Here is a 14,078-nt window from a genome sequence, read left to right as displayed (position 1 = left end):
CGCTCCGGTGGCTCCGCTCAGGCGCGGGGCCGGTGCCTGGCGGGTAGGGCGCGGGGGATTGGCCACCCGCCAGGCACCGAAGGGGAGTGCCGCATGCCACGGCACGTTGGTGAGCCGGTTCCTCGGCTGAGGCCGCCCCCCACCAACGAGATAGAACGTATCACGCATCAGTGTTGGGATCTATCTTTAGCCAGGGTGCAGCCCCGTACTCGAACCCGTCGAGCGGCGTTGTGCCGTGAGCAGTCGGCGCGTCCGTGAGGAACAGCCCCTGCTGGGCCACTGCGGGCCTTGCGGTGAAGTCTTCGGGTCTGGGCGCCTGGGGGTTGAACCGAGAGGGCGGCGCAGACTCTCGGACAGGGATGACGACAACCACCGTGGACACGCCGACCGGGAACGCGTCGTCGGGCAGTTCCGTGATCGTCCCTCGCGCCTCCCGGACCCGTGCCCGGAAGTCCTTGGCCTTACGGTCGCTCCGGTACGGGAGGCTGCCATACATGACGGCCACGACCAGGCCGCCCGGCTGCACGAAGCGCAACGCCCGCTGGACGTGCCGGATGTCCTGCCGGTCAGCGAACGGCGGGTTCATGATGACCCGCTGGTAGCGGCGCTGAACCTTCACGCTAAAGAAGTCGGCGGCCGTGACCTCGCGGGCGTAGCCGCCGGCACGGATGTGCTCGGCGCGAGCGGTGTCGAGTTCAATGCAGTCGACCACGGCACCGCGGGCAGCTGCGGCCTTGGCGATGGCGCCGCGTCCTGCCGACGGCTCCAACACCTCGCAATCGGCCTCGAGTTCCGCCAGGTCCAGGAGCTGCTCGACAAGCAGCTTCGGCGTGGGGAAGTATCCGCGGTCGACGTCGGTGATTACCTCGCCCGTGGCAAGCAGTCCCGCGATGGCGTCGGCAGCAGCGAAGGGGAAGATGTGGGCGCGCTGGTAGCGGTTCCACGTGCCGCCGACCGCCTGAAGGGCCAGGTTGACCCGGTCGTACAGTTTGCGGTCGAGCGTGCCGTCGAGACGGAGCGTCAGACCGTCGACCGTGGCGGAGCGGATGACCTTGAGAACGTCGGGATCTATCTTCACGGTCGCCTCCTCACTCGCTGGCGGACTTGGCCTCGGCGGCGAGCAGCGCCGCTTCGAGCTCGACCAGGCGGGCCGTGACCATGAGGTGAGTGCGCACGTACACCGAACTACCGGCACCCTTCATGAGGTCGGAGGCGGCGATCAGGGTGAGGTTGTATGCCTCATTCAGGGCGGCCCCGTCGTTGTCACGGCGCGCCTTGAACAGGTGCGCCGCAGCCTCGCGGACGAGTTCGGCCACCTCGGAGTCGTACTCCTCAAGGGCGTTGGCCGAGGCCGGCACGTCGAACAGGTTGTGATTGATGTTGCGCATGGTCCGGATGTCGTTCATCACTGTGGGGCTCCATCGAGAAGGGGGCGGCCCTCTGGGGGCCGCCCCGGGACGGACAGGTCAGGCCGCGACGGCGACCGGCTCGGCCACCGCCTCGGCCTCGGTGTCGTCCTCCTCCGGCTCCGCCAGGCTCTCGGGCTCCACGTCGGCGGCCGCGGTGGCCTCGGTCTCCGGCTCCGAGGCAGGCTCGGCCTGAGTCTCCGGCTCGGTGTCGCCCGCAGCCGGGTCCACCTGGGCGAGTACGGCGTCGGCCTCGGCCACCAGGTCGGGCGCTGCGGCGGCGGGGTTGACCATGATCTCGCTGGCGTCGGCGTGCGCCTTCGCCTGACGGAGCTGGAAGCGGGCCTTCTGCACGACGTCCGCGACCCGGTCCATCTGCTCAAGCCGCTTGCCGACCTCCCCTGCCAAGGTGCGGGCCAACTCCATGGGGTCCGCCTTGCCGATGCTGTCCAGCAGCGCCCACATTCCCTCGATGGCGTCGAGGTCACTCTTGGTCTTGGCCTGCGCGCGACTCCGCTCGGCCTTCTCCTCGGGGGTCATCTCTTCGACGTCGACCATGGAGTCCTGGGTGGCCGCCTTCTCCTGCTTGCGCATGGCGTAGGCGATGTGGACGAGCTGGTTGTCGTTCTTGTCGCCCTTCTTCCAGTCCTGGAAGACCGCCTTCTGGTTCTCCTTCGAGAGCGCGGCGATCTGGACGGCGGCCTGGGTGCCGATGTGCCCGAGGTCGACGGCCGCCTGGATCTCGGGGCGCAGAGCGAGCAGGGCCAGGCGCTGGTTGACGAACTGGACCGACTTGGAGAACGCCTTGGCGACGCTCGCGGGCGTGGCGCCCTCCTCCTCATCCAGGACCTTCTTGAAGCCGCGCGCCTCCTCCAGCGGGAGCATGTCCTCGCGGTTCAGGTTCTCGGCCATCGCCTTCTTGAAGGAGTCCATGTCGCTGATCTCGGACTCGCCCTCGGGCAGCAGGATCTTCGCCTCGATGGTGATGTGGTCCGCGAGTTCGTTGGCGCGGAAGCGGCGCTCGCCGGCCACGAGCTCGTAACCCTCCGCCACCTTCCGGACGACGATCGGCTGGAGCAGGCCGTGCTCCTTGATCGACTCGGCCAGCTCGTTCAGCGCGTCCTCGTCGAAGGTCTTGCGGGGCTGGTTCGGGTTGCGGTGGATCTGGCGCATCTTCAGGGCGGCGTACTTGTGCGACATTTTGATCTCCAAGAGGTCGGTGGGGGCTTCTTCTTTCCCCCTCCTTGTGGTTCTATTCTATATGCATTCAGAGTGGAGGTCCACAATTTTCGAGAAGTTTTCGCAGGTCAGACGTGTGGGGGCGGGCCCCTCCTGGGGCCCGCCCCCGACTACTCGCGCAGATCAACTTGCAGCAGCACCGCTCACACGCTCCACGTCACAGCCGACCCGTTTCGGATCGACGACCGCCAGAGCCCCAAGCACGCCGAGCGCCGCTTCGCCATCCAGAATGACGTTTTCCGTGCCACCCGACTCCTCCAGTCGGGCCAGCACTCGATCCAGCTCGATCCCCACCCGCGCCCTCCCGGCGTTACAGCGTTCCGCCTCCATGACGCGCGGCCCACTTAGATCCCCACACAAGCGAGTCAGCGGCACACATTGGGCCCATCTGGGCGCCTGTCGCGATCCTGCACCCTAGGAGGCGAAGTGAGGTGGCGGCCCCGCATGCCGAGCACGCGCTTACTACGCTTTACGTTATAGATCTTGCTTCGAGCGTCACCTATTGTCAACCAACATAGACATTGCAGTGCACCGTCCGCCACAGCTGCCCCACAGTGATACTGAGTGCGCACAACATCCACTGTCCACCGTCAGGTCGGGCCTGCCCGCATCACTAGGAGTAGCCAGCACAATGCCGCTCGGCCCGGACACCCCCCTCGCCAGCAAGCTCGCTGTGCTACTCAGCAGGAAGCGTGGCACGGACGGGAAGACCCCAAGCACGCGCGCCATCGCCGCCGCCACGGCCGAGACTCCCGGCGGCAAGCCGGCGATGACCCACCAGGTCGTGAACGACCTTCTGAACGGTGTCAAGGCGAACCCATCGAGCGCCCAACTGGCCGGACTCGCAAGGGCATTCGACTGTCCGGTAGCTTACCTACTCCCCGGTTACAACGGACTGACGTCCCTATCGGTCTACGAGGAGCATCAAGACGCACGCGAGGCACTTCGACTCATCCACGACCTGGGCGAAGCCGGGGCTGCCGAACTTCTGGAGGCCGCCCGTGAGATCCGTCTGCGACACGGACACAGTGATCTCAATGTCCCGGAAGTGCCCGAGCCTCTTCCCCCGGCCGCGGAACCACCGCGGCCCGGCCGGCGGAGGCGTCTCAGCTTCACCGAAGCAGCCGAGCGCGCCGTCTCCGACCTGGAAGGAACCTGAACCAAATGGACGGCCTCGTCTTCGGCCTGTGCGCTCTGATCGGCCTGGTGGGCACCATGCTCTCCGCTCGGGAAGCTTGGCGTCAGCGTGACCGAAGCGACTACCGCGTTGCCCGTTTCACCCGAGCGGTGGCTATCGGCATCTGCACTTTAGGCGTCACCCTCGCCGTCCCAGCGGTAGAGGACATGATGGAGTCTGTGACCGGCATGAACAATGCCGCCAAACTCGGGGCCCACATCTGCGCCGTCGTGTGGTGCGGCAGTCTTCAGCTCATGCTCGTGGACTGGTCCTACAACCATGAGGTATTGAAGGCCAGCCTGTTCGCACGTGGCGCCCTGGCAGCGTGTGTCCTCCTCGCGATGCTGCCGCTGTTCATCAACACCACGGACGAGACCGTGGAATTCACGACCGAATACGCAACAGTGCCAGGCGTCACCGTCTACCTCATGGTCTACCTGGGCTACGTGGCGATCACGTGCGGCGAGATCGCGTTTCTGTGCACCGGAATGGCTCTCGTTGCCCGGCGCGGGGGACACGCCTGGTCGGCTCGCGGCCTCGCCCTGTCGTCGATCTCCGCGATCCTCGGAGTGGCCTACGCCGCCAGCAAGGGGTCATACCTGGTGACCCATTACCTGGGCCATCCCTGGCCACTGCGGTACGAGGAGATCGTTTCCCCCCTCTTGGCGGGACTCGCCGTGATCTCACTGATCACAGGGCTGACGATGGCGATGGTGGGCAGGCGGCTCGCATCGCGGGTGGCGACCTCAGCCGCCTGACATGCTGGAGAGCTTGCGCCAGTGGAGGACGACTCGCCCCGGCTCAATGGTTCGAACACCGCGGGCGCTCGCCGGGAAGACCTCGACCTTCTCCATGAGCAGCACCACAAGACCCCTCTTCGACGCGGTGGGCGCAGTGTTCCACCACTTCACCAGGTCCTTGGCATGACCCAGTGAGAAGTTCGCCATCTGCTCCGCGTACCGAAGACGCGGACGGATGGCCTTGAGGTTGGCCGCGATCTCCCGTTCTCCGGCTACGAGCGCCTCGCTGCTGATCTCGCGGTTGCCGTAGAGCCTCCCGAGCTCGGCTTGGCGGCCCTCCAAATCCTCGATCTCCTGCTTGAGCTCGTCGGCCTTCTTACGCACGGCCTCTTGGGCCTTGGTGATCTGGGCTCGAATGCCGGGCTTGAGGAGTTCCGCCACGACGTTCTCTCCGACGTAGTCCTCCAACAGCCCGGCATCAATCCGGACCTCGCCACAGCCGCCGATCCCCCTCCTGTCCTTCGGGCGACAGCGGTATCCGGGCGTGCCCACATTGGTACGGGCGCCCCCGAGATCCTGTGTGCACTTGCCGCAGGTGCTGCCCCCGCCGGTCAGGAGATAGTCGTACGCCGGCTCAGCGTCCTTCGTGCTGCGAGCCTTCTCCCGCTCGAGAAGGGCCTCGAACTCTTCGCGCATGATGGCTCCGGGGTGACCCGCGTCGACGAGTTCGCCGTCATCGTCGTAGCGCAGTCCGGCGATCGCCGGGTTGCGGAACAGGCGTCCAACCGAGGCGTCCTTCCACTCCCCGCCGAGTGTTCCCCGGTAGCCCTGACCGTTCGCCCACACGGCAACGTCCTGGTTGGACTGATTGCTCAGCGCCCGGCTCACCATCTGGCGGAGCGGGCCCACTTCGTCGTCACGTAGCCGACGACGTGAGGCGTCATCGAAACCGTAGAGCCGTGGCATGCGGTGGTCCGTTCTCGTCTCGTGCGCCCATAGCCGCCTGATCCTAGGCCACGGCACATGTCCGAGCTGTGGCCCAGCGAGGCCAACAGACCCAAGGGCTACCAGGTCACTGCACCAGTGGCGTCACCCCAAGCACTTGCCAGAGCGCAGCAGTGGGGACTCTCACCGTGCCGCCCAAGGGGAGCGTCTGCACGGGGAAAGACCCCTCCTTGATCAAGTTGTAAGCCTTGTGCGTGCCGATCCCCAGCGCCCGCGCAGCCGTCACAACGTTCACGGTCGGTGGCAGCGCGAGTAGTTCCTCCAGGGTCATCGAACTGACCCCGGCGTCCGTAGCTACAGATGCGTCCTTCGTTGTCATTCCCGTTGTCGCGTTCTCCCCCACGCCAACGTGCCATAAGGATACGCCAACACTGGAGTGTTGGGGCAAGATAGGCATCAGTTCGACAAGGACCGACACAAAAGATCCACATGCCACCACGCGGGGAGAAGCGTGTCAGACATCAGCTACTTCAAACGCTGCCAGTGCAAGGAGCCGGCCACAGACGACGCCGGGAAGCCCATATTCAGGGCCGACGGCTCACCGAAGATGAAGGACATCGGCCAGACCTGCCCCAAGCTCACGCGTAAGGGCCACGGGACCTGGTACTTCACCTTCGACGTAGATCGCGGAGAGGGGGGCAAGCGGCAACGCGCGCGGCGGGGCGGGTTCGCGACCAAGGACGCAGCGAAGGACAAGGCCACCGAGGTCTACCGCGAAGCTTTCGGTGGCACCGACGTACTCAGCGATGCCACCGTCGGGGAAGACCTGCGGTCCTGGCTCAAGCGCAAGAGGAGCCTGGCCCGTACCACCCGCCACGGCTACGAGGAGCACATCGACCTCTACCTCGAACCGCACCTCGGTCACGTCAAGCGACGCGACCTCAGGCTGCGCCACATCGAGGCCATGTACGACGCCATCGAGCGCCAGAACGCCTTACGGCTCATCCACCACGCCCAGGTGGTCGAACTGCAGGAAGCTCGCGACGCCGCCTACACGGCGTGGGTGCGCGCCGCAGGCAAGAAGGAGGAGCGCCGTGCCGCACGCCGCGCCTACCTGGATGCCAACGCCGCACTGCGGGAAGGCCGCAAGGGCATGCGGAAGATCACCAGCGCCGCGACGATGCACCGGATCAACGCCACCCTCAGCTCGTTCCTGGGAATCGGCATCAAGCGAGGCGAGTACTCAACCAACTGGGCCCAGTTCGTCGAGCTTCCGGCAGCCAAGCGGCCCAAGCCGCTGGTGTGGACACCAGAGCGGGTTGAGCAGTGGAGACAGACGGGCGAGAAGCCAGGCCCGGTCATGGTCTGGACCCCCGAGCAAACTGGCCAATTCCTGGACTTCGTGAGCGACGACCGGCTCTACCCCCTGTGGCACACCTTCATCTTTCTCGGCCCTCGACGCGGTGAGATGTGCGCCCTGCCGTGGCCGGAGGTGCATCTGACGAGCCGATGGCTCCGCGTCTCCGCCCAGATCGTGGAAGTCGCCTACCGGCTGTACGGAGAACCCCCGAAGGCCGACAGCGTCCGCACGATCTCCATGAGCGCGGAGTCGGTAGAGGTGCTTCGCGCATGGCGGACCACCCAGGAGCAGGAACGGACCCAGTGGTCCGGCGTACGGGCCTGGACCGAGTCGGACCGAGTCTTCACTCAGGAGAACGGCGAGCCGTACCACCCAGACTGGATCAGTCGACGCTTCAAGCGGCTGGTCGAGTTGTCCGGGCTGCCGCCTGTCCGCCTGCATGATCTGCGCCATATCTCCGCCACGCTGTCGCTGCTCGCGAAGAACGACATCAAGGTGGTGCAGGAGCGGCTGGGCCACAGCTCCCGCCAGATCACCTCGGACACGTATACCAGCGTCCTGCCGCAGCTGATGACCGCCGAGGCAGAGTCGACCATCGCCACGGTGCCCCGCGCCGAGCGCAAGGCCAGCCCCAAGAAGAAGGATCAGGACGAGGCTGAGAAGCCCTCTGAGGGCTCCACGGGAACCTCCGAGGGGGACGACTCGGCCCCTGATGAGGGCCCCGCGCAGGCGGCGTGACCCTCTGGCCCCTGGCTGGCCCCTGGATCATGATTCCTTGATCCACTAGAGCCGCCAAGATCCCTCAAGTCACCCAGCCCCCCAGCTAAGTTGCTGGTCAGAAGGTTTCTCCTCGCATAGCGAAGAGTGGGGCGGGTGGGACTCGAACCCACGGCCGACGGATTATGAGTCCGCTGCTCTAACCGGCTGAGCTACCGCCCCATAGCGGCGTGTCGCGTACATGAGTGCGCGCCGTCTGCCGCAGCATAGCCGCTCATACGATCTCACGCTCCGGCTGGTCGACCTTGCCACGATCACGAGGACAGCACCCCTGGCCTGCACGGTTCCCACCGGTGTGACACCACATGAAAAAGGACCCCCACGGGGTCCTCGTTCACGATGCTCCCCCGACTGGACTCGAACCAGTAACCTGCCGGTTAACAGCCGGCTGCTCTGCCAATTGAGCTACAGGGGACCGAGCTCCCCCGACTGGACTCGAACCAGTAACCTGCCGGTTAACAGCCGGCTGCTCTGCCAATTGAGCTACAGGGGAATGCCTCGTCGCATCGAACGTGCCTAGCTGGGTATTCGCCAGGAAGCGCTCGCTCGCTGCGACACATACATTAGCGCAAGCAGGGGGGTGCTCCGCCAATCGGTTCCCCCCGGCACCGGTGTCGTGCCAGGGACCTACTCGAGGAAGGGTGGCCGTCATGCGCTACAAGCTCACGTTCGTCGTCGGACTGGCTGTCGGATACGTCCTGGGCACGCGTGCCGGGCGCGAGCGTTACGAGCAGTTGAAGAAGTCGGCGCGGCAGGTCGCCCAGAACCCCGCCGTGCGCAACACCGCCGAGACCGCCGCACACCAGGGCCGCCAGTACGCGGGCAAGGCGTATCACGCGGTCAGCGACAAGGTCGGCGACCGGATGCCGGAGTCGGTGGCGGGCCGGGTGCGCTCGCTGCGCGACCGCAACGTCAACGGCGCGGGCGGGGACGACTGGGGTACGAGCAACACCTGACGACGCTCCGGTGACGGCGGACGGCGGCGTCGTTCGGCGGTTCCGTCCGCCCGGGAGACGACCGACGGCCGCATCCGGGCCCGGCGTGCGGCAGAATTTTCGGCATGGGGATAGTCGCCGGGTTGGACAGTTCGCCCGATTTCACTCGTATCGTCGTCTGCGACGCGGACACCGGAGCCGTGCTCCGGCAGGGATACGCGCCGCATCCGGTGGAAGGGGCCGAGGGTGGCGGCCGGCCGTCCGACGTCGACCCGCAGGCCTGGCTGCTGTCCCTGGGTGAGGCCGCGGGCGGAGGGCTGCTCGAAGGCGTGCAGGCCATCGGCGTGTCCGCGCAGCAGAACGCGGTCGTGCCGCTGGACTCGCAGGGCAACACCGTGCGGCCTGCGATGGTCGGCGGGGACAAGCGGGCGCAGGTCGCGGCGGCCGACCTGGTCGATGCGCTGGGCGGACGCGAGGCGTGGGCGCAGGCGGTGGGGTGTGTGCCCCAGGCGGCGCAACCGGTGACCAAGCTGCGCTGGCTGGCGAAGAGCGAGCCCGAGGCCGCCGCGCGCAGCGCCGTGCTGCTGCAGGCGCACGACTGGCTGGTGTGGCAGTTGCTGGGGCGGCCGGTGCGCAGAACCACCGACCGCGGCGGGGCCTCCGGCACCGGGTACTGGTCGGCCGCCACCGGCGGATACCGGCCGGATCTCGTCGAGCTGGCGCTCGGCCACCAGGCGATGCTGCCGGAGGTGATCGGGCCCTCCGACGCGGCCGGGACGACTCCGGAGGGGCTGCTGATCTCCGCCGGGACCGGCGAGACGATGGCGGCGGCGCTGGGGCTCGGGCTGGGGATGGGCGACGCGGTGGTGTCGCTCGGCGCCTCCGGGTCCGTGATGGCGGTGCACCCCGAGGCGCTCGTCGACCAGAGCGGGATGATCACCTCACTGGCGGACGCGACCGGCATGCATCTGCCCGTCGTCACCACACTGAACGCCGTGCGGACCCTGCGCGGCGCGGCCGAGCTGGTCGGGGCGCCCGACCTGGACGCGCTGTCGGACCTGGCGATGAAGTCGACGCCGGGATCGCACGGGCTGGTCATGCTGCCGTACCTGGAGGGTGAGCGGACGCCGAACCTGCCGCACACGGCCGGCACGCTGGCCGGGCTGCGACGCGAGTCGATGAAGCCTGAGCACTTCGCGCGGGCCGCCTTCGAGGGCATGCTGTGCGGGCTTGCGGACGCGCTGGACGTGCTGCGCGGCCGTGGCGTGGACGTGCGGCGGGTCTTCCTGCTGGGGGCGGCGGCCGAGCTGCCGGCGGTGCAGTCGGCGGCGCCTGCGCTGTTCGGGGCGCAGGTCGTGGTGCCGCAGCCGGCCGACTACGCGGCGATCGGGGCGGCCCGGCAGGCCGCGTGGGCGCTCGGGGCCTCGCAGGGCACCCTCGACCCGCGGACGCCGCCGGCCTGGCAGGGAGCGGCGGCGCAGGTCCTCGACCCGGGTGAGGACCTGGCCGTGGGGCAGGCGGTGCGGCAGCAGTTCGTGTCGGTACGGGAGCAGACCCATCCGGGAGCTTTCCGGGCATGAGAGAGCAAATAGGGCACATCGGGCACCTGATGGCCGGGAAAACACTGCTGTCGGCTTAATCGGTTGAGGTAACACGGGTGGGGTGTCGGACGATAGGGGCCAGGGGCAACCAATGCCCTTCACGCCACCCCGTGCCCCTCCCGCCGACTCCGAGAGACGTAGCGTGCTCATACGACTTCTGCGGACCTATCTCAGGCCCTACAGGAAACCCATCGCTCTTCTGGTGCTGCTGCAGTTCCTGCAGACCTGCGCCACCCTCTACCTGCCCACCCTGAACGCGCACATCATCGACAACGGCGTCGTCGAGGGAGACACCGGTTACATCCTGACGTTCGGCGGCGTGATGATCGCCGTGTCGCTGGCGCAGGTCGTGTGCAACATCGGCGCCGTGTACTACGGCGCCAGGACCGCGGCCGCGCTCGGCCGGGACGTGCGGGCGGCCGTCTTCGACCGGGTGCAGTCCTTCTCGGCCCGGGAGCTCGGCCAGTTCGGCGCGCCGTCGCTGATCACCCGGACGACCAACGACGTCCAGCAGATCCAGATGCTGGCCCTGATGACGTTCACGCTGATGGCGTCGGCGCCCATCATGTGCGTGGGCGGCATCGTACTGGCGCTCGGCCTGGACGTGCCGCTGTCCGCGGTGCTCGTCGCGGTCGTGCCGACCCTGGGCATCTGCGTGACGCTGATCGTGCGCCGGCTGCGGCCGCTGTTCCGGTCGATGCAGGTGAAGCTGGACACCGTGAACCGGGTGCTGCGCGAGCAGATCACCGGCAACCGGGTCATCCGCGCGTTCGTGCGGGACGAGTACGAGCAGCAGCGGTTCCGGGAGGCCAACGCCGATCTCACCGGCATCTCGCTGAAGACCGGCAACCTGTTGGCGCTGATGTTCCCGGTGGTCATGACCACGGTGAACCTGTCGTCGATCGCGGTGGTGTGGTTCGGCGCGCACCGGATCGACAGCGGCGGGATGCAGATCGGCGACCTGACCGCGTTCCTCGCCTACCTCATGCAGATCGTGATGTCCGTGATGATGGCCACCTTCATGTTCATGCAGGTGCCGCGTGCGGAGGTGTGCGCCGAGCGCATCCAGGAGGTGCTGGACACCTCGTCGTCCGTGGTTCCGCCGGTGGCTCCCGTCACCGAACTGCGGCGGCACGGGCATCTGGAGATCCGGGGCGCCGGGTTCCGCTATCCCGGCGCCGAGGAGCCCGTCCTGAAGGCCGTCGAGCTGGTGGCCCGCCCCGGTGAGACGACGGCCGTGATCGGCTCGACCGGCAGCGGCAAGTCCACGCTCCTCGGGCTGGTGCCACGGCTGTTCGACGCCACCGAGGGGGAGGTGCTCGTCGACGGGGTGGCCGTGGACGAGGTCGACCCGGTGCTGCTGGCGAGGACCGTCGGTCTCGTGCCGCAGAAGCCGTACCTGTTCGCGGGCACGGTCGCCAGCAACCTGCGGTACGGCAATCCGGACGCCACCGACGAGGAACTGTGGCACGCGCTGGAGGTGGCGCAGGCCAAGGACTTCGTCAGCAAGCTGGAGAACGGCCTCGACTCCCCCGTCGCGCAGGGCGGCACCAACGTCTCCGGCGGTCAGCGGCAGCGGCTGGCGATCGCCCGCACGCTCGTGCAGCGGCCGGAGATCTATCTGTTCGACGACTCCTTCTCGGCCCTCGACTACGCCACCGACGCGGCGCTGCGGGCGGCGCTCGGGCGGGAGACCGCCGAGGCCACCGTGGTGATCGTCGCCCAGCGGGTGGCGACCATCCGCGACGCCGACCGGATCATCGTCCTCGACGAGGGCCGGGTCGTCGGCACGGGAACCCACCGCGAGCTGATGGCGGACAACGAGACCTACCGGGAGATCGTGCTCTCCCAGCTCACGGAAGCGGAGGCTGCCTGATGGCCGGGCCCATGGGGCGCATGATGGCCGGCGGAGGTCCCGAGAACCGCTCGCTGGACTTCAAGGTGTCCGGCAGGCGGTTGCTCGCCCGGTTCCGGCCGGAACGGCTGACGCTCTGCCTGATGCTGTTCTGCGTCGTGCTCAGCGTCGGCCTCAACGTGGTGGGACCGAAGATCCTCGGCAAGGCCACCGACCTCGTCTTCGCGGGCATCGTCGGCCGGGAGATGCCGGCCGGGGCGACCAAGGAGCAGGCCCTCGACGCGATTCGGGAGCGCGGTGACAGCGGTGTCGCCGACATGCTCAGAAGCACCGACTTCACGCCCGGCAAGGGCATCGACTTCGGCTCGGTCGGCGAAGTGCTGCTGGTCGCGGTCGGGGTGTTCCTGGTCGCGGGGCTGCTGATGGCGGCGGCGACGCGCCTGGTCAACAGGACCGTCAACCGCACGATGTTCCGGATGCGCGAGGACGTGCAGACGAAGCTGTCGCGGCTGCCGCTGTCGTACTTCGACAAGCGGCAGCGCGGCGAGGTGCTGTCCCGCGCGACCAACGACATCGACAACATCGGACAGACGCTCCAGCAGTCGATGGGGCAGCTCATCAACTCGCTGCTGACGATCATCGGCGTGCTGGCGATGATGTTCTGGGTGTCGTGGCTGCTGGCGCTGGTGGCCCTCGTCACCGTGCCGCTGTCGGCGGTCGTCGCCACCCGGGTGGGCAAGCGGTCGCAGCCGCACTTCGTGCAGCAGTGGCGCTCCACCGGCAAGCTCAACGCGCACATCGAGGAGATGTACACCGGTCACAACCTGGTGAAGGTGTTCGGCCGTCAGCAGCAGTCGGCCGAGCAGTTCGCCGAGCAGAACGACGCGCTGTACGAGGCCGGGTTCAGGGCGCAGTTCAACAGCGGTGTCATGCAGCCGCTGATGATGTTCGTGTCGAACCTCAACTACGTGCTGGTGGCGGTGGTCGGCGGGCTGCGCGTCGCGTCGGGCTCGCTGTCCATCGGCGACGTGCAGGCGTTCATCCAGTACTCCCGCCAGTTCTCGATGCCGCTGACGCAGGTCGCGTCGATGGCGAACCTGGTGCAGTCGGGCGTCGCCTCGGCCGAGCGGGTCTTCGAGATCCTGGACGCGGCGGAGCAGGAGGCGGACCCGGTGGCCGCCGAGCGGCCCGAGGAGCTGCGCGGACGGGTGGCGCTGGAGGGCGTCTCCTTCCGCTACGACCCGCAGAAGCCGCTGATCGAGGACCTGTCGCTGACGGTGGAGCCCGGCCACACGGTCGCCATCGTCGGTCCGACGGGCGCCGGCAAGACGACTCTGGTGAACCTGCTCATGCGGTTCTACGACGTCTCCGGCGGACGCATCACCCTCGACGGCGTCGACATAGCGCGGATGTCCCGTGCCGAGCTGCGCGCGGGGATCGGCATGGTGCTGCAGGACACCTGGCTGTTCGGCGGCACCATCGCGGAGAACATCGCGTACGGCGCGTCGCGGGAGGTCACCCGGGGCGAGATCGAAGAGGCGGCGCGGGCCGCGCACGCCGACCGGTTCGTCCGCACGCTGCCCGACGGCTACGACACCGTGATCGACGACGAGGGCAGCGGGGTCAGCGCGGGTGAGAAGCAGCTGATCACCATCGCGCGGGCGTTCCTGTCCGACCCGACGATCCTGGTGCTCGACGAGGCCACCAGCTCCGTCGACACCCGCACCGAGGTGCTGATCCAGAAGGCGATGGCGAAGCTGGCCCACGGCCGCACGTCGTTCGTCATCGCGCACCGGCTGTCGACCATCCGGGACGCCGACACGATCCTGGTGATGGAGAACGGCTCGATCGTGGAGCAGGGCGCGCACGGCGACCTGCTGTCGGCGGACGGGGCCTACGCCCGGCTGTACAAGGCGCAGTTCGCGGAGGCGGTGGCGGAGGTCGACTGACCGCGACGTACGCACGGCCGGCCCCGCGCCGTGCCGTGTCGTGGGGGCCGCTCGCAACGGGTGACTGCGGGCGGCCCGCCCGGTCGGCGCCGGC

12 protein-coding genes and 3 tRNA genes are annotated in these 14,078 nt (G+C 67.9%); 7 read left to right on the top strand and 8 right to left on the bottom strand.

Features of this window, described 5'->3' with window-relative positions; genetic code table 11:
* Positions 1-160: 160 nt before the first annotated feature.
* From OHS82_RS28530 to OHS82_RS28515, 4 genes are all read right to left on the bottom strand, one after another.
* Positions 161-1,078: a methyltransferase gene (locus OHS82_RS28530; RefSeq protein WP_328434796.1), complete on the bottom strand. Its 918-nt coding sequence runs from the start codon at positions 1,076-1,078 to the stop codon at positions 161-163.
* Between the two features lie 10 nt (positions 1,079-1,088).
* The gene (locus OHS82_RS28525; RefSeq protein ID WP_328434795.1) at positions 1,089-1,406 is read right to left on the bottom strand and encodes a hypothetical protein; all 318 of its coding nucleotides are present in this window, start codon (positions 1,404-1,406) and stop codon (positions 1,089-1,091) included.
* 60 nt (positions 1,407-1,466) lie between these two features.
* Entirely contained in the window at positions 1,467-2,606 is a 1,140-nt protein-coding gene (locus tag OHS82_RS28520; RefSeq protein ID WP_328434794.1) for a ParB/RepB/Spo0J family partition protein, read from the bottom strand.
* 162 nt (positions 2,607-2,768) lie between these two features.
* Entirely contained in the window at positions 2,769-2,939 is a 171-nt protein-coding gene (locus OHS82_RS28515; RefSeq protein ID WP_328434793.1) for a hypothetical protein, read from the bottom strand.
* A 337-nt stretch (positions 2,940-3,276) separates the two neighbouring features.
* On the opposite strand from OHS82_RS28515, the gene OHS82_RS28510 reads away from it, so the two are divergent.
* The gene (locus tag OHS82_RS28510; protein ID WP_328434792.1) at positions 3,277-3,804 is read left to right on the top strand and encodes a hypothetical protein; all 528 of its coding nucleotides are present in this window, start codon (positions 3,277-3,279) and stop codon (positions 3,802-3,804) included.
* A 5-nt stretch (positions 3,805-3,809) separates the two neighbouring features.
* Positions 3,810-4,580 (top strand): hypothetical protein, encoded by a 771-nt coding sequence (locus OHS82_RS28505; protein ID WP_328434791.1) that lies wholly within the window; start codon positions 3,810-3,812, stop codon positions 4,578-4,580.
* Here OHS82_RS28505 and OHS82_RS28500 read toward each other — a convergent pair.
* The gene (locus OHS82_RS28500) at positions 4,569-5,528 is read right to left on the bottom strand and encodes a recombinase family protein (protein ID WP_328434790.1); all 960 of its coding nucleotides are present in this window, start codon (positions 5,526-5,528) and stop codon (positions 4,569-4,571) included. The two genes, OHS82_RS28505 and OHS82_RS28500, sit on opposite strands and share 12 nt — an antisense overlap.
* Positions 5,529-6,018: 490 nt before the next feature.
* Here OHS82_RS28500 and OHS82_RS28495 point away from each other — a divergent pair, with 490 nt between their 5' ends.
* Positions 6,019-7,605, top strand: a complete 1,587-nt coding sequence (locus OHS82_RS28495) for a tyrosine-type recombinase/integrase (RefSeq protein ID WP_328434789.1) — start codon at positions 6,019-6,021, stop codon at positions 7,603-7,605.
* 127 nt (positions 7,606-7,732) lie between these two features.
* Here OHS82_RS28495 and OHS82_RS28490 read toward each other — a convergent pair.
* From OHS82_RS28490 to OHS82_RS28480, 3 genes are all read right to left on the bottom strand, one after another.
* Positions 7,733-7,806 (bottom strand) — tRNA-Ile (locus OHS82_RS28490).
* Positions 7,807-7,986: 180 nt separating this feature from the next.
* Positions 7,987-8,059: transfer RNA gene (locus tag OHS82_RS28485), tRNA-Asn, on the bottom strand.
* 5 nt (positions 8,060-8,064) lie between these two features.
* Positions 8,065-8,137: transfer RNA gene (locus OHS82_RS28480), tRNA-Asn, on the bottom strand.
* 157 nt (positions 8,138-8,294) lie between these two features.
* Between OHS82_RS28480 and OHS82_RS28475 the strand changes: the two genes are divergently transcribed.
* From OHS82_RS28475 to OHS82_RS28460, 4 genes are all read left to right on the top strand, one after another.
* Positions 8,295-8,600, top strand: a complete 306-nt coding sequence (locus OHS82_RS28475; protein WP_057574869.1) for a hypothetical protein — start codon at positions 8,295-8,297, stop codon at positions 8,598-8,600.
* 104 nt (positions 8,601-8,704) lie between these two features.
* Positions 8,705-10,159 carry a xylulokinase gene (locus OHS82_RS28470; protein ID WP_057574793.1) on the top strand — a complete coding sequence of 485 codons (1,455 nt, stop codon included), beginning with the start codon at positions 8,705-8,707 and terminating at the stop codon, positions 10,157-10,159.
* Between the two features lie 163 nt (positions 10,160-10,322).
* On the top strand, positions 10,323-12,056 hold the full coding sequence (locus tag OHS82_RS28465) for an ABC transporter ATP-binding protein (protein WP_057574792.1): 1,734 nt from the start codon (positions 10,323-10,325) through the stop codon (positions 12,054-12,056).
* The gene (locus tag OHS82_RS28460; RefSeq protein ID WP_057574791.1) at positions 12,056-13,984 is read left to right on the top strand and encodes an ABC transporter ATP-binding protein; all 1,929 of its coding nucleotides are present in this window, start codon (positions 12,056-12,058) and stop codon (positions 13,982-13,984) included. The genes OHS82_RS28465 and OHS82_RS28460 overlap by 1 nt, the downstream gene beginning before the upstream one ends.
* Positions 13,985-14,078: the final 94 nt, after the last annotated feature.

It is taken from the genome of Streptomyces sp. NBC_00425, from assembly GCF_036030735.1.
Lineage (GTDB): Bacteria > Actinomycetota > Actinomycetes > Streptomycetales > Streptomycetaceae > Streptomyces.
Note: the sequence above shows the minus strand (reverse complement) of the source record. Positions and strands in the feature narration are given on the sequence as shown.

Coding starts and splice junctions, on each gene's coding strand:
- OHS82_RS28520 (WP_328434794.1), bottom strand. CDS start 2,606: ATGTCGCACAAGTACGCCGCCCTGAAGATGCGCCAGATCCACCGCAAC.
- OHS82_RS28505 (WP_328434791.1), top strand. CDS start 3,810: ATGGACGGCCTCGTCTTCGGCCTGTGCGCTCTGATCGGCCTGGTGGGC.
- OHS82_RS28475 (WP_057574869.1), top strand. CDS start 8,295: ATGCGCTACAAGCTCACGTTCGTCGTCGGACTGGCTGTCGGATACGTC.
- OHS82_RS28525 (WP_328434795.1), bottom strand. CDS start 1,406: ATGAACGACATCCGGACCATGCGCAACATCAATCACAACCTGTTCGAC.
- OHS82_RS28470 (WP_057574793.1), top strand. CDS start 8,705: ATGGGGATAGTCGCCGGGTTGGACAGTTCGCCCGATTTCACTCGTATC.
- OHS82_RS28500 (WP_328434790.1), bottom strand. CDS start 5,528: ATGCCACGGCTCTACGGTTTCGATGACGCCTCACGTCGTCGGCTACGT.
- OHS82_RS28510 (WP_328434792.1), top strand. CDS start 3,277: ATGCCGCTCGGCCCGGACACCCCCCTCGCCAGCAAGCTCGCTGTGCTA.
- OHS82_RS28460 (WP_057574791.1), top strand. CDS start 12,056: ATGGCCGGGCCCATGGGGCGCATGATGGCCGGCGGAGGTCCCGAGAAC.